The 14,504-nt window shown below is 62.9% G+C and carries 10 protein-coding genes and 2 pseudogenes; 3 read left to right on the top strand and 9 right to left on the bottom strand.

All coding sequences use genetic code 11. The features are described from left to right. Position 1: 1 nt before the first annotated feature. The 9 genes and pseudogenes from X756_RS152900 to X756_RS152930 all read right to left on the bottom strand — a co-directional run bounded on the left by X756_RS152900 (position 2) and on the right by X756_RS152930 (position 10,981). Positions 2–430, bottom strand: coding sequence for a proton-translocating transhydrogenase family protein (locus tag X756_RS152900; protein ID WP_023671338.1), 429 nt, complete (start codon positions 428–430; stop codon positions 2–4). Further along, a complete protein-coding gene (locus X756_RS152905) occupies positions 427–1,704 on the bottom strand; it encodes a Re/Si-specific NAD(P)(+) transhydrogenase subunit alpha (protein WP_023729729.1) in 1,278 nt (425 codons plus the stop codon). Before X756_RS152905 ends, X756_RS152900 begins: the two co-directional genes overlap by 4 nt. A gap of 101 nt (positions 1,705–1,805) precedes the next feature. Next, the gene (locus X756_RS152910) at positions 1,806–2,030 is read right to left on the bottom strand and encodes an aa3-type cytochrome c oxidase subunit IV (RefSeq protein WP_023671340.1); all 225 of its coding nucleotides are present in this window, start codon (positions 2,028–2,030) and stop codon (positions 1,806–1,808) included. A 165-nt stretch (positions 2,031–2,195) separates the two neighbouring features. Then, a complete protein-coding gene (locus tag X756_RS1000000167390; RefSeq protein ID WP_023729728.1) occupies positions 2,196–2,345 on the bottom strand; it encodes a DUF3096 domain-containing protein in 150 nt (49 codons plus the stop codon). Positions 2,346–2,471: 126 nt separating this feature from the next. After that, positions 2,472–3,242: a hypothetical protein gene (locus X756_RS152915; RefSeq protein ID WP_031238378.1), complete on the bottom strand. Its 771-nt coding sequence runs from the start codon at positions 3,240–3,242 to the stop codon at positions 2,472–2,474. A 382-nt stretch (positions 3,243–3,624) separates the two neighbouring features. Next, positions 3,625–5,940 (bottom strand): EAL domain-containing protein, encoded by a 2,316-nt coding sequence (locus X756_RS152920; protein ID WP_023729726.1) that lies wholly within the window; start codon positions 5,938–5,940, stop codon positions 3,625–3,627. A gap of 141 nt (positions 5,941–6,081) precedes the next feature. Further along, positions 6,082–9,628: pseudogene (locus X756_RS01000000165440) on the bottom strand (indolepyruvate ferredoxin oxidoreductase family protein). A gap of 221 nt (positions 9,629–9,849) precedes the next feature. Continuing rightward, positions 9,850–10,392: a hypothetical protein gene (locus X756_RS152925; protein WP_031193855.1), complete on the bottom strand. Its 543-nt coding sequence runs from the start codon at positions 10,390–10,392 to the stop codon at positions 9,850–9,852. Further along, entirely contained in the window at positions 10,373–10,981 is a 609-nt protein-coding gene (locus X756_RS152930; protein ID WP_023694705.1) for a CGNR zinc finger domain-containing protein, read from the bottom strand. Before X756_RS152930 ends, X756_RS152925 begins: the two co-directional genes overlap by 20 nt. Before the next feature lie 89 nt (positions 10,982–11,070). Here X756_RS152930 and X756_RS152935 point away from each other — a divergent pair, with 89 nt between their 5' ends. The 3 genes and pseudogenes from X756_RS152935 (at position 11,071) to X756_RS01000000165435 (ending at position 14,487) form a co-directional block, all read left to right on the top strand. Beyond that, positions 11,071–11,976, top strand: a complete 906-nt coding sequence (locus tag X756_RS152935; RefSeq protein WP_023729724.1) for a branched-chain amino acid ABC transporter permease — start codon at positions 11,071–11,073, stop codon at positions 11,974–11,976. Positions 11,977–12,173: 197 nt separating this feature from the next. Further along, positions 12,174–12,779, top strand: coding sequence for a TRAP transporter small permease subunit (locus tag X756_RS152940; protein ID WP_023683517.1), 606 nt, complete (start codon positions 12,174–12,176; stop codon positions 12,777–12,779). Further along, positions 12,776–14,487 (top strand): annotated as a pseudogene (locus X756_RS01000000165435) (TRAP transporter large permease subunit). Before X756_RS152940 ends, X756_RS01000000165435 begins: the two are co-directional and overlap by 4 nt. Positions 14,488–14,504 lie beyond the last annotated feature (17 nt).

The following is a 14,504-nucleotide window of genomic DNA, read 5'->3' as shown; positions in this document are numbered from 1 at the left end:
TCTACCGGTCCTTCTTCTTGTACATGGCCAGCATGCGCTGGGTGACCAGGAAGCCGCCAAAGATGTTGACCGAGACCAGCATCAGCGCGACGAAGCCGAAGCCGGTGGCAATGCCGGAGGCCGAGATGCCGACGGCCAGCAGCGCGCCGACGACGATGACCGAGGAGATGGCGTTGGTGACCGCCATCAGCGGCGTGTGCAGCGCCGGCGTCACCGACCAGACGACGTAGTATCCGACGAAGATCGCAAGTACGAAGATGGCGAAGCGGAAGACGAAGGGATCGATGGCGCCGCCGGACAGTGCGTGCGCGGCATCGCCCGCCGCATCGGCGCCACCGGGCGCGTTGGCCAGGTTCTGCACAGCCAGCCGGACGGCGGCACTTGCCTGGTCGAGCTGATCGAGGGCTTTCTGCAAGGTCTGATCCATCACGCGATCCCCTTCGGCTTGGCGGCGGACTTGCCGGCAGTGGCTTTGTCGGACGCCTTTTTCGGTGCAGCCTTCTTCGGCGTGGCATCAGCCACCATGGTCTCCGCCGGAATGGCCGCCGGTTCGACATGGGGCTGTTCCGCCGCCTTGGCGAAGGCCGGATGCACCACGCGGCCAGCGTCGGTCAGCATCGTCGCCTTGACCAGATCGTCTTCGCGGTTGATGGCGAGCGTCTTGCTGGTCTTGTCGACCAGCGTCTCGAGGAAGGCGAACAGGTTCCTGGCGTAGAGCAGCGAGGCCGATGCGGCGACGCGGCCGGGCACGTTGAGGTGGCCGACGACCTTAACGTTGTTGGCCGTCGTCACCACCTGACCCGCAACCGCGCCTTCGACATTGCCGCCGCGCTCGACGGCGAGGTCGACGATCACCGAACCCGGCTTCATCGAGGCGACCATCGCCGCCGACACCAGCTTCGGCGCCGGCCGGCCGGGGATCAGCGCCGTGGTGATGACGATGTCCTGCTTGGCGATGTGCTCAGCGGTGAGCGCTGCCTGCTTGGCCTGGTACTCCTTCGACATTTCCTTGGCGTAGCCGCCGGCGGTCTCGGCCGCCTTGAACTCCTCGTCCTCGACGGCGAGGAACTTTGCGCCAAGCGACGCCACCTGTTCCTTGGCGGCGGGGCGAACGTCGGTGGCGGTGACGACGGCGCCGAGGCGGCGCGCCGTGGCGATCGCCTGCAGGCCGGCGACGCCGACGCCCATGATGAAGATCTTCGCCGCCGGCACAGTGCCGGCCGCCGTCATCATCATCGGCAACGCCCGGTCATACTCCGATGCGCCGTCAATCACGGCCTGGTAGCCGGCGAGATTGGCCTGCGACGACAGCACATCCATCGACTGGGCGCGGGTGATGCGCGGCATGAATTCCATCGAGAAGGCGGTGACCCCAGCCTCGGCAAGCGCCGCGACCGCGGCATCATTGCCGTAGGGATCCATGATGGCGATGACCGCCGCACCCGATTTGTAGTCCTTCAACTCGGCGTCGGTCGGCCGGCGCACCTTCAGCACCACATCCGCCCGGCTCGCATCCGAAGCCTTGCCGATCGCGGCACCCGCCTTGGCGAACTCCTCATCGGGGATGCGCGACCTGGTGCCGGCGCCCGTCTCGACGGTGACGTCGAAGCCCAGCGCCGCCAGCCGCTTCACGGTATCGGGCGAGGCCGCGACACGAGGCTCGCTGGCATCGAGCTCGCGAGGGATGAAAACCGTCTGTCCCACCGCATGATCCTTTCGGCTGGAACCTGTTTGCGCAAGAGTGCGGCTTTGCGAAAGAGTGCGGCCGGATGTCCGGCTACGCCCTTGGCAAGGGTCTGAAGAGACTATCGGAGAATGAAGGCGCCGAGGGCGAGGATCAGCACGAACAGGATGGTCGCGGAGAAGAAGCCGCCTGCGAAGAAGCCGAAAGCCATTGCCAGGAGCAGGGCGCCGCAGAACAGCGAGCCGTATTTGGCCAGCGCCAGAAAGCCATGATAGGTGCGGTCATGTTCGGCATAGTCCATCTTCGCGCCCAGTTCGACAGGACCGGTCGGCGTGTGATCAGCCATAGGAATACCCCTTCGAAGACATCTTTGAGGCACATAGCGAAAAGCCGGGCCAAGAGCAATGGCGCTATTGCCGCACGACCAGTGACAACAGCCTCAAAGGAATGTTGAAAGCCGGCGGCATGGGCTTGTCGCCGGCCTGGCGTCGAACGTTGAGGGTTTTGCGTTTCAACCGGCCAGATGCGGGAACAGCCCGAGCAGTCCGACGACGATCAGATAGAGCGCGACGATGTAATTAAGGAGCCGCGGCATCACCAGGATCAGCACACCGGCGATCAGGGAGATGAGCGGGGTAAGCGCGAGAGAGTGGATAGTCATGTCGGCATGCTTTCGCGTGAACAATTCGGAGGTACCGCAGGGCTACGGCAGCACCAGGAATGCGGCGCGGCAACCGATAACGACGAAGCCAGCGGAAAGATCCATGGCGCGAGAATGAACATCCGTTCAGGCGGCGTCGCGGTAGTATTTCGCCGTTGGCAGAATGGACAAAGGTGTCAGCCGGTTGATAGCCGGATTGCCAAACATCAGCCTTTGCTCCGTTGCTGTCGATCTGAAGAACGGCAACCGGTGGAGTATCCGTTGAACATTCTCTTCATTACCGGGAATTTCGAACAATGCGAGCGGAGGGAGAACGCCCGGAAACGCCTTGCCCGCGGTCCTCTGCGTGGCGCTGAAGAAGCGGGCATAAAAAGCGGAATGCTCCAACTTAATCGGGATAAACATCGCGGTCTGGCGAAAATAACAGTAGGCCGCCATGCAAATCCTGAGCGTCAGGAAAGGCAGCACTCCGGGCGCCGGCGCGCTGTCCGGATCTGTCGCGAAGCGAGTTCCGTCGATGAACGTTTCCCCGCGGGCAAGCCGGGGAAGCAATACTTCGGGATAGGCGTCGACCGAAGGCGAGTACGGCTGGTCTGTGGAAATATAGTGGAGGCGCACTGTACTGACCAACTCGCCGTAGCAGTAGACACCGAACCGATAGGAATTAGGCAGATTGTCCCAGCGATCCTCGAACATGCCGCTGGCGATCGGGCTGCACATACCTGAGCGCAGATAGGACTTATAGCGGAGTCGGTAGATCGCCTCCAGATCTTCGCCCCCGGTAATGAGACGATATTCGACATGATCCAGCAATTGCATCATGGATCGGTTGAGAGCCGAGTCGATCCTCGCGCTGGCCTCAGCCGACGCACTCTTCATCGCAGTATTCATTGCCATTCCTCGAATTCCGCCTGGAAGTAGGCTATTCGAGTTGAAATGAGACACAAGCTGAAAATTCGACATTGCTTGTTTACCGCTTGTTAACCTTAATGAGCGCGGTCGTTCACCGGTCTTACACGAGAAAACAGACGGCGCAGCGGGTGGTTGCCTGATCCGGTCTGGCGGCGGTCATCGAAATGATTCTGAAGTCAGATCTTGAAAGCGCCAAGACGTCGCGGGCTTGAACGACGCCTGAGCGGTCATCATTTCATCAAGTGAACAATTGCTGAGTGTTTTTAAATGCAATTCAAGTGGAGAACCGCTCGCACTTTTCCTGGATTGCTTTTGCTCAGGCGCGATTCCGACGGAAAACCGCTTCGCATTTTTCCTCGGATTGCGTTTAGCTGGCTGTCCGTTTGCCGGCGATATGCAGGTCAGCGGCGAACGGCCATGTGACGCTCGACATCGTCTCGATGCCCGATGCGCTGAGCGCGGCGCCGAACAGGAAGCCCTGCACGAAGTCCGGCTTGACCAAATGGACCAGCGTCTTCAGCTGCTCGAAGGTCTCGACCCCTTCGATGGTGACCGAAAGGCCCAATGTCCGGGACAGGCCGACGATGCCCTTCAGTAGGTCGAGCGACCGCCGGTTCTGGTTCACATCGACCAGGAATGAGCGGTCGATCTTGATCTTGTCGAGCGGCAGCTTGTGCAGATAGCTCAGACTGGAGTAGCCGGTCCCGAAATCGTCAAGCGCGATGCGCGCGCCGAGTGCCTTCAATTCCTCGATCGACTCGCGCGTCAGCGACTTGTCGTCGAGCAGGGCGGTCTCGGTGACCTCGATTTCGAGCCGGTGCGCCGCAAGGCCCGACTTGGCCAAGGCATTTCTGACCTTCTCGACGATATCGCGATTGCGGAAGTCCTTGGCCGAAAGGTTGACCGACACGCTGGTCTGGGTCGGCCATTTCGAGCATTCGGCGCACGCGGCCTCCAACACGAAAGTGCTTATGTCGGAAACAATACCCATCTCCTCGGCCAGTGGGATGAAGACACTGGGTGAGATCGGGCCGAGATCCGGGTGGTCCCAACGGCAGAGCGCCTCGCAGCTGGCGATGCGCATGGTGTTTACAGCCACGATCGGCTGATAGACGACGCGTAATTCCCTGGCCTGCACGGCGTTGCGCAGATCGGCCTTCATCATCTGGCGATTGCGGAAGGCGGCGTCCATTGCCGCCTCAAACAGCCTCCAACTGTTCTTGCCGAGCTCCTTGGCCTTGTAGAGGGCAAGGTCGGCTTTGACGATCATTGCATCAACTTCTGTGTCCTTGACCTTGGACAGCACCGCACCGCCGCTGGCCTGGATGCGCAGGTCGTGGCCGGCGACGTCCACCTCACCCTGCAGGTTCGCGAATATATGGTCGAGGAGAGGGCTGAGATGGCTCTCGTCCTCGACACGGTCGAAGAAGATCATGAACTCGTCGCCGCCGAAGCGGCTGACCGTGATGCCAGGTCCGGCAATCGCCGCGAGACGTTCTGCCACGGCGTAGATCAACCCGTCGCCCACAGGATGGCCGAGGGTGTCGTTGACGCTCTTGAAGTCGTCGAGATCGAGCACCGCCAGACCGCAGAGCCGCTCCTGCTCGCCGGAGGCCATGGCTTCACGGACAAGTTCGTGGAAATAGGCGCGGTTCGGCAGGCCGGTCAGACTGTCGTAGCGCGCCATAAAGCGGATCTTTTCCTCCGCCTCGACGCGGGCCGTCACGTCCTCGAATGTAATGACGCCCAGTTCCTGGCTGCCTTCACGGGCGGAGAATTCGTAGTGCTGGCCGTTGGCGAGTGAGACCAGTACCTTGCGGTCGCGGCCTTCGCGCAGGGCGCGCGTCAGTTGTGCCTCGATGTAGCGGCAGTCCTTCGGGGCCAGCATGCCGCCGGCAACGCCGCGCATCAAGAGGCCGTGGATCGACCGCCCCAGCAGCGTGCCCGGCGATTTCAATGACATCAAATGTGCTGCCTCGGCGTTGGCGACGACCACCTTCTCGTTCGAGTCGAGCATGACAAGGCCATGCGACATGGTATTTAGTGCCCGATCGAACTTTTGCGCCAACTCCTTCGCCTGCCTGTGACCGATGACCGCCGAGAACAGAACGTTGCGGACATGGTCGGCGCTGCTGATGGTGACGATTGTCGTCGGGATGATCATCAGCCCGAGGACGAAGTCGGGGACGCCCATGCGCAGGAAGAGCGCAAGTGCTGCTGGCCCAATGAGGGTCACGGAAAAAATCTGCACCATGCGCCTGGATCCGTAGCTTCGGCCGACAACCGTGAGCAGGGTGGTCAATGCCAACGACACAGACGCCACTTCGGCGAAGTCATCGGGACGCAGGTAGATCGACACGAAACACAACGACCCCAACGCGAGGCCCTGCGCACTGCCTTTCAGAATGTAACCGCGTTCCCACGCCTCTGCCTTTTCGACAGTGGTTATAGGGCTGCCTCCCCTGTGGAAGCTGCGGATGCTGAAGTAACGCCAAAGGCTGATCGACAACAGAAGGAACGCGAAGCCAAGATACAGCGGATCGTGCGTCCGCAGGTAGATCGTCAATCCGAGGATCCAGTAGCATACGCCGCCGACCACCAGCATGTAGGCGTTGTCGGATAACGCCCGCACAAACTGGATATAAACATCCGCCGGGATGTCTTCGGTCTTTGCTCTGTCCATACCGTTGGCCCAACGCTAAGCCTTGTCATGCCACACCAGCCTTAAGAAAGGCTTAGAACAGCGGTTTTGGCCCGTTTGCCGAGGGCGGGCGAATGCAGTGCAGATTGGGAAATCAAGCTTCAGGTAAACAAGGCGTATCGATCACTCGGCGGCCTGAAGTTCAGGCCGCGCCGGCGTGTTGGCCAGCCGCTCGACAAGTCTTGTGCGCTCGCCCTCTGCCTTTTCGGCGCTGGCCTGCCTCACATGGCCGTAGCCGCGAATGAGCGCCGGCACCGAGGCAAGGGCGATGGCGGCCTCGATCCTGCCTGGCGCAAGTGCCTTGGCGACAAGCTCCAGATCGGCCTCATAGCGGGCCAGAAGCTGCCGCTCCATGCGCCGCTCGGCGCTGTAGCCGAACACGTCGAAGGCCGTGCCGCGCAGGCTTTTCAGCGCCGCCAGCAGGCGAAAACCCTTCATCATCCACGGGCCGAAGCTCGATTTCCTCGGCTTGCCGTCATTGCCGCGCCTGCCCATGATCGGTGGCGCCAGATGAAATTCGAGTTTGTCGTAGCTCTGGAATTGTTTTGAGAGCTCCATAGCGAAGGAGCCGTCGGTGTAGAGCCGCGCCACCTCATATTCGTCCTTGATCGCCATCAGCTTGAACAGGTTTCTGGCGGCGGCCTCGGTCACCGCGGTCGAGCCAGGCACGGCCTTGGCCTCGGCAGCACGCAAAACCGCCAGCTTCTCGACATAGCGCCTGCCATAGGCGGCATTCTGATAGGCAGAGAGGAAAGCGACGCGGCGGGCGATGATATCGTCCAGCGTCTCGGCGATCTCAGTGGCCTTGCCCGGTTGCGCGATGAGGCCGCGCACAAAGTCCGGCTGATGCGCGGCGCGCCGGCCCCAGCGGAAGGCGGCGATGTTCATCGCCACCGCCTCGCCGTTCAATTCAATCGCTCTTTCAACGGCTTGCGCCGACAGCGGCAGCCCGCCATGCTGGAAAGCGAAGCCGAGCATGAACATGTTGGCGCCGAGCGAATTGCCGAACAATTGGGTGGCGGTGCGCGTGGCGTCGAAGAAATGCGTCTTGTCGTCGCCAGCGGCAGCGCGGATCGCCTTCTTCAGGCGCTCGATGGGCAGCGAGAAATCGGCCGAGCGGGCGAATTCGCCAGGCATGATCTCGGCAGTGTTGGCAAGGAAGATGGTATGGCCTTCGCGCACCGCGCCAAGCACCTTCTTGGCGCCGGACACGACAAGGTCGCAGCCGAGTACCAGGTCGGCCTTGCCGGCCGAAACGCGGATCGCGTGGATGTCGTCCGGCGTGCGGGCGATGCGGACATGGGTGAACACCGAACCGCCCTTCTGGGCGAGGCCGGCCATGTCAATCATGCCGCAGCCCTTGTCCTCGAGATGGGCGGCCATACCGAGCACAGCACCTATGGTGACGACGCCGGTGCCGCCGACGCCGTCGATGATCGCCGCCCAACCCTCGCTGCCGAGCGGGAATTCGGCTGGCACCGGCACGCCGTCAAGCGGGTCGGAGCGCCCGGCAATGCCTTCGGCCTTCCTGATCTTGGCGCCGTGCACGGTGACGAAGGACGGGCAGAAGCCGTTGACGCAGGAGAAGTCCTTGTTGCAGCTCGACTGGTCTATTCTGCGCTTGCGGCCGAACTCGGTTTCGACCGGCTGGATTGAGACGCAGTTCGATTGCACCCCGCAATCGCCGCAGCCCTCGCAGACCAGTTCGTTGATGAAGACCCGCTTGTCGGGATCCGGGAAGGTGCCGCGCTTGCGGCGGCGGCGCTTTTCGGCCGCGCAGGTCTGGTCGTAGAGCAGCACCGAGACGCCCTTGACGTCGCGCAGCTCGCGCTGGACGAGGTCGAGGTCGTCGCGGTGGTGGATGGTGGCGCCGGAGGGGAATTCGGCCTTCCCCGCATATTTGTCCGGCTCGTCGGTGACGATGGCGATGCGCTCGACGCCTTCGGCGCGCACCTGCCTGGCGATCATGTCGACAGTCAGGCCGCCCTCATGCGGCTGGCCGCCGGTCATGGCGACGGCGTCGTTGTAGAGGATCTTGTAGGTGATGTTGGCATCGGTCGACAGCGCGAAGCGGATCGCCAGCGTGCCGGAGTGATTGTAGGTCCCGTCGCCGAGATTCTGGAAGATGTGGCCGCGCTTGGAGAATGGCGCCTGGCCGACCCATTGTGCGCCCTCGCCGCCCATGGCGGTGAAGCCGACCGTGTTGCGGTCCATCCACAGCGCCATGAAATGGCAGCCGATACCGGCGGCGGCGATCGAGCCGTCCGGCACCTTGGTCGAGGAATTGTGCGGGCAGCCGGAGCAGAAGAACGGCGTGCGCGAACCGATATCGCTGGTGTCGGCAAGCATCGCCTGGAACTGGCGCAGCTTTGCCACCTNAGAAGAACGGCGTGCGCGAACCGATATCGCTGGTGTCGGCAAGCATCGCCTGGAACTGGCGCAGCTTTGCCACCTTGGCAGTGATCTCTTCCGAAGGGCCGATTGTGCGCAGGATGCGCTCGCCCAGCGCAATGGCGATCTCGTTGGGGTCGAGCGCGCCCTTGGCCGGGAACAGCCAGTCGCCGCGCTCGTCCTTCTTGCCGACGATCATCGGCTGGGTGGCGGTGCCGTAGAGGTTTTCGCGCAGTTGCACCTCGATCAGCGAGCGCTTCTCCTCGACGACGACGATGGTGTCGAGGCCGCGGGCGAATTCGGCGATATGCTGCAGGTCGAGCGGCCAGGGGCAGCCGACCTTGAACAGGCGGATGCCGATGCGGTTGGCGGCGGCCTCGTCGATGCCGATGTCTTCCAGCGCCTGGCGGACATCGAGATAGCTCTTGCCCAGCGTGATGATACCGAGCTTCGGCGCGCGGCCGCCCGAATAGACGATGCGGTTCAGGCCGTTGGCATGGATGAAGGCGGATGCAGCGGCGCGCTTGTATTCATGCAGCCGCTCCTCCTGGCCGAGCATGTCGATCTCATCGCGGATGTTGAGGCCGCCGGGCGGCATATCGAACTCCGGCACGACGATGTTCAGGCGCTCGAGCGCGGCATCGACGGAGGCCGTGGATTCGATGTTGTCCTTGACGCATTTGATAGCCGCCCAGGTGCCGGCGAAGCGCGACATGGCAAAGCCGTAGAGGCCGTAGTCGATGATCTCCTGAACGCCGGCCGGGTTGAGGATCGGCACCATGGTGTCGACGAACAGGAATTCGGTGGCGTGCGCATTGGTCGATGATTCGGCCATATGGTCGTCGCCCATCAGCGCAAGCACGCCGCCATACTTCGACGTTCCCGCGAGGTTGGCGTGGCGGAAAACGTCGCCGGAGCGGTCGACGCCCGGTCCCTTGCCGTACCAGACCGAAAACACCCCGTCATGCTTGCCTTCGCCCATTAATTCCGTCTGCTGAGAGCCCCAGCAGGCGGTGGCGGCAAGCTCCTCGTTGAGGCCGGGCTGGAAGACGATGTCGGCCTGCGCCAGCTGCTTTTTCGCCCGCCACAGCTGCATATCGAGGCCGCCGAGCGGCGAGCCGCGATAACCGGACACGAAGCCGGCCGTGTTGAGGCCGGCCCGGCGGTCGCGCTCGCGCTGCATCAAAAGCATGCGGATGACCGCCTGTGCGCCGGACAGGAAGATGCGCTCCTTGCCAAGATCGAACTTGTCGTCGAGCGCGACGTCGTGCAGCGTCATCAGGCATTTCCTCTGCGGAGACAGCACCGGGGGCGCGCAGCCAACGTAGGAGTGAGATGGCGCAGTCTTTCTCCGCTTGCAAGGCAGGTCAAACGAAATCGAAAGTGCCAGGCAAAGCGCAACGAACGATCCGCTGCCGTCGCGTATCCGGCACGAAATCGGTCCGCGGCGGTTGTCCGGCGACCGAAAATTTCCACGCAGTCGCGCCCGGCAAAGACGCGTCAGCCTTTCGAGCAATCCGGCTTCGGCTCACCCGGCAGCTTGCCGTCGGGATGGCCGGCAAGATCGGGATTGGCCGTATAGAGCTGGTCGACCACCAGCGGCCGGTCGGGAAGGATCGACTGGTCCTCGCTCGACATCAGCGTCGTGTCGATCTTCTGCAGGAACGTGCCGTCAGGACCCCTGATGCTGATGGAGATCGCATAGGGTTTGTCCTTGACGATGCAGGTGAGCGCCGGGCTCTCCAGGCTGACCTTGTCGAGCTTCGGCCAGACCTTCTGCTCGACTACCAGGGGAGGGCCGCCGGCCGGATTCTGGAAACTGGCGACCGCAACCTGGCCTTCGCCCATCGGCTGCAGGGGCCGCAGCGTCACGACATAGGTCGCCCGGGCGAGACGGTAGTTGAAGACGACGACCTTGCCGGAAACCTCGAACAGCTTGCCGTCGCCGCCGGTGTCGCGGCAGGCGCCAAGCGCAACGGCTGCAATGAGCGCAGCACCGACAAGGATCGAACGAAAAACAACCCTAGGCATTGTTGACCTCATGTGCCGCCGTGCGGCGGCGATAGTGACGGCTTGCTTTCTGGCGGTTGCCGCACACAGCCATATCGCACCAAAGGCGGCTGGAATTGCGGCTCCTGTCGAGAAACAGCCAGCTGCAATTGGGACAGATCCTGAGCCTGGCGACCGTGTCGTCGCGCAGCAGCGACAAGGCCGAAACCGCCAGCGCCGCCTCGAACGCGATCGGCGTCGATGGATCGCCGAACGGTCTACCCGGTGCGCCGATTTCGGCAGGGCTCCGATCGAGGCCGTTGGCGCAGGCCTTGAGAAAAGCGGCGAGGTCGCCGGCGGCAAGCGCACCTTTCGACACCGCGCCGCGAAACAGGCGGTCGGTCGTCTCGCGGATCGCCAGCACCACCGGGGCGATGCTGTCCGGCGAGGTCGCCTCTAGCGGTCTGCCGCCAAGCTCGGCACCGCGAAAGCCGGTTGCGGCGTTGGCGAAGCGCGCGATCTCGGCCGGATCGGCAAAACGGTCGAAAGTCTTTTCCGGATCGTTGCGCAACACCACGGTGTTGGCCGTATCGAGCGCAAGAATGCCGCCGGTGAAGCGATGTGGGCTCCAAGATACTGTCATATCAGAAATCTAACCGATAAATCGCGTTTGACAAGTTAGATTTTACGATGCAAACCTTGGCGCGGGCTCCGGCGCCCGGAAAGCTGTCTATGCTCTATTTCTTCCAGCAGGTGCTGAACGGGCTGCATTCCGGCGCGCTCTATGCGCTGCTTGCCTTCGGCTACGTGCTGACCAATGGCATCCTGCACCGGACCAATCTCGCCTATGGCGCGCTGTTCGCCTTTTGCGGCCAGACGATGATCCTGACCGTGGCCTTCGGCTATCAGGTATTGTGGCTGACCTTGCTGGCGGCAGTGGTGCTCGGCGTCTTCACGGCTTTCCTTTATGCCGCGCTGATCGGCCACGTGCTGTCGCGCAGCGTCTTCGAACCGCTGGCCGACCGCACGCCCAATGCCATTGTGGTGACGACGCTCGGCATCCTGCTGGTGCTGTCGGAAGCAAGCCGTATCGCCGCCGACACGCATGATTGGTGGCTGCCGCCGATGCTGGCGCAGCCCATCGTTTTTGCTCAGGATGCCGGCTTCCAGGCGACGCTGACGCTGATCCAGCTCATCGATTGCGCGGTGGTTCTGGCGGCAATCATGCTCGCTGCATGGGCGTTTGCCCGCTCGGGCTTCGGCCGCCGCTGGCGCGCCGTCTCCGACGATCCCAAAGCGGCTGCCATGTGCGGCGTGGACGTGCGCGCAGTGTTCCGGCATGCGGTGCTGTTCGGCGGTTTCTGCGCCGCGCTGGCCGGAATCATGGCCGCCCTTTACTACGGCAATGTCAGCTTCGGCTCCGGCCTCGTCTACGGGCTGAAAATCCTGTTCGTGACGGCGGTGGGCGGCTATCTCTCTCCGCCTCGGGCCGCGCTCGGTGCGGCCGCCTTCGGCATGGCGGAGTCGCTATGGGCCGGCTATTTCCCGATCGAATGGCGCGATGGCTGGATGTATCTGTTCCTGGTCGCGGCACTTGTGCTGATCGGTCCCGGCCGCGACCAGCAGAAGATCGCCTGATCGCCGCATCCGCTGTCAGACTTTGGTTGCATGACGCAGCAGCCGGTCGGCACTTATCCCCTGCCTCCCGTCACGACGGCGTTGATCGCGCCCATGCCATGTTGACCCGCCGAACCACGCACGGCATACCGTTGGGCCACAGCGGCGCGACGGAAAATAGGGGAGCCGGCGCGCCTTCGACCTCAGGGAGGAAATGCATGGCAGGGCTGCTCGCTCTATCCAGAACGATCGACCGTATGAACGAGTTCATCGGCCGGTGGATATCGTGGCTGATCCTGCTGGCAATCCTGGTCAGCGCCGCCAATGCCATCATCCGCAAGGTCTTCGACGTCTCGTCGAATGCCTGGCTGGAACTGCAGTGGTACCTGTTCGGCGCCGCCTTCATGCTGGCCGCCGCCTACACGCTGAAACAGAACGACCATATCCGCATCGACATCGTCTACGGCATGTGGTCGCGCCGCGTGCAGCACTGGATCGACCTGCTCGGCCATGTCTTCTTCCTGATGCCGTTTGTGACGCTGATGGTGATCTATTTTGTACCCTACGTGTCGCTGTCGTTCCGCAGCGGCGAAATGTCGAACAATTCCGGCGGCCTGATCATCTGGCCGGCCAAGGCGATCCTGCTCGTCGGCTTCTTTCTGCTGGCGCTGCAGGGCATCTCCGAGATCATCAAGAAGATCGCCATCATGCGCGGCGACATGGACGATCCCAATCCGTTCATCTCGGTGCACGAACAGGCCGAGCTCGAGGCGAAAGCCCTTGCCGAAGAAGCCAAGGCGCTCGCCCAGGAGGCGCGCCCATGATCGAGTTCATCGCCCAGAACATGGCGCCGATCATGTTCGCCTCGCTGATCATCTTCCTGCTGATCGGCTACCCCGTCGCTTTCTCGCTCGCCGCCAACGGCCTGATGTTCTTCTTCATCGGTGTCGTGCTGTCGCCCTATTCGGGCGGCTCGATCAACCTGGCGTGGCCGCTGCTGCATGCGCTGCCCGACAATTTCTACGGCAGCCGGGTGATGTCGAACGACACGCTCTTGGCAATCCCGTTCTTCACCTTCATGGGCATCGTGCTGGAACGATCGGGCATGGCCGAGGACCTGCTCGACACGATCGGCCAGCTGTTCGGCCCGGTTCGCGGCGGCCTTGCCTATGCGGTGATCTTCGTCGGTGCGCTGCTTGCCGCGACCACGGGCGTGGTCGCGGCTTCGGTCATCGCCATGGGCCTGATCTCGCTGCCGATCATGCTGCGCTACGGCTATGACCGACGACTGGCGTCGGGCGTCATCGCGGCATCCGGCACACTCGCCCAGATAATCCCGCCGTCGCTGGTGCTGATCGTTCTGGCCGACCAGCTCGGCCGTTCGGTCGGCGACATGTATGCCGGCGCGCTGATCCCCGGCCTGGTGCTGACCGGCCTTTACACGCTCTACATCCTGATCATGTCGATCGTCCGGCCGAACTCGATGCCGGCGTTGCCGCTGGCGGCCCGCACGCTTGGCCACGGCGTGCTGTCGCTGCTCGCGGCACTGCTGGTGGCAGTCGCGGCTTCCTATGCGGCCTATCGCTACCTTGCGCCGGCGCATGGCGACAATGCCGATATCCTTGGCGCCAGCATCGGGGTGATCCTGATCTATATCGTGGCGATCGCCGACAAGGGCCTGAACATCAACATGATGTCCAGGTTGGCGCAGCAGGTGATCATCGTTTTGATCCCGCCTCTGGCGCTGATCTTCCTGGTGCTGGGCACCATCTTCCTCGGCATCGCCACCCCGACGGAGGGCGGCGCCATGGGCGCGGTTGGCGCCCTGGCGATGGCGGCAATAAAGGGGCGGTTGTCGCTGGATGTCATCAAACAGGCGCTCGCGTCGACCACCAGGCTTTCCTCCTTCGTGCTGTTCATCCTGATCGGCGCGCGGGTGTTCTCGCTGACCTTCTACGGCGTCAACGGCCACGTCTGGGTCGAGCATTTGTTGACGTCGCTGCCGGGCGGCGAAGTCGGCTTCCTGATCGNCCGCTCTTGGCGCCGGCTGCCGATAAGCTCGGCATCGACCTGATCTGGTTCGGCGTGCTGCTCGGCGTCAACATGCAGACAAGCTTCATGCACCCGCCTTTCGGCTTTGCGCTGTTCTACCTGCGCTCTGTCGCCGCGCGCGTGCCCTATCTCGATCGCCTCACCGGCAAGCAGATCGCGCCGGTGACCACCGGCCAGATCTATTGGGGCGCCGTGCCCTTCGTCTGCATCCAGGTGATCATGATCGGGCTGACCATCGCCTTCCCGCAAATGGTCATGCGCTACAAGGGTGCGGCCGTCGATCCGGGAACGATCGAGATCAACTTGCCTGATATGCCAGGCCTTGCGCCTCTCGGCACACCACCACCAGCCAACGGTGGCCCATCACCTGCGGCGCCACCGTCGAACGATCTCTCGCAGCCGCCGAATTTCGGCGAGACGCCGCCCGCCAAGCCGGCGGCGCCGGCGACCGACCTGTCGCAGCCGCCGAACTTCAACTGATGTGTGAACACTGAGAA

The organism is Mesorhizobium sp. LNJC405B00, from assembly GCF_000502615.1.
Lineage (GTDB): Bacteria > Pseudomonadota > Alphaproteobacteria > Rhizobiales > Rhizobiaceae > Mesorhizobium.
The sequence above is the reverse complement of the archived record's forward strand: the minus strand, read 5'-3'. Positions and strand labels throughout refer to the sequence as shown.

Bases quoted from the DNA above. Each gene is read 5' to 3' on its own strand.
- X756_RS1000000167390 (WP_023729728.1), bottom strand. From the start codon at position 2,345: ATGACTATCCACTCTCTCGCGCTTACCCCGCTCATCTCCCTGATCGCC.
- X756_RS152925 (WP_031193855.1), bottom strand. From the start codon at position 10,392: ATGAGGTCAACAATGCCTAGGGTTGTTTTTCGTTCGATCCTTGTCGGT.
- X756_RS152910 (WP_023671340.1), bottom strand. From the start codon at position 2,030: ATGGCTGATCACACGCCGACCGGTCCTGTCGAACTGGGCGCGAAGATG.
- X756_RS152930 (WP_023694705.1), bottom strand. From the start codon at position 10,981: ATGACAGTATCTTGGAGCCCACATCGCTTCACCGGCGGCATTCTTGCG.
- X756_RS152920 (WP_023729726.1), bottom strand. From the start codon at position 5,940: ATGGACAGAGCAAAGACCGAAGACATCCCGGCGGATGTTTATATCCAG.
- X756_RS152940 (WP_023683517.1), top strand. From the start codon at position 12,174: ATGGCAGGGCTGCTCGCTCTATCCAGAACGATCGACCGTATGAACGAG.
- X756_RS152915 (WP_031238378.1), bottom strand. From the start codon at position 3,242: ATGGCAATGAATACTGCGATGAAGAGTGCGTCGGCTGAGGCCAGCGCG.
- X756_RS152935 (WP_023729724.1), top strand. From the start codon at position 11,071: ATGCTCTATTTCTTCCAGCAGGTGCTGAACGGGCTGCATTCCGGCGCG.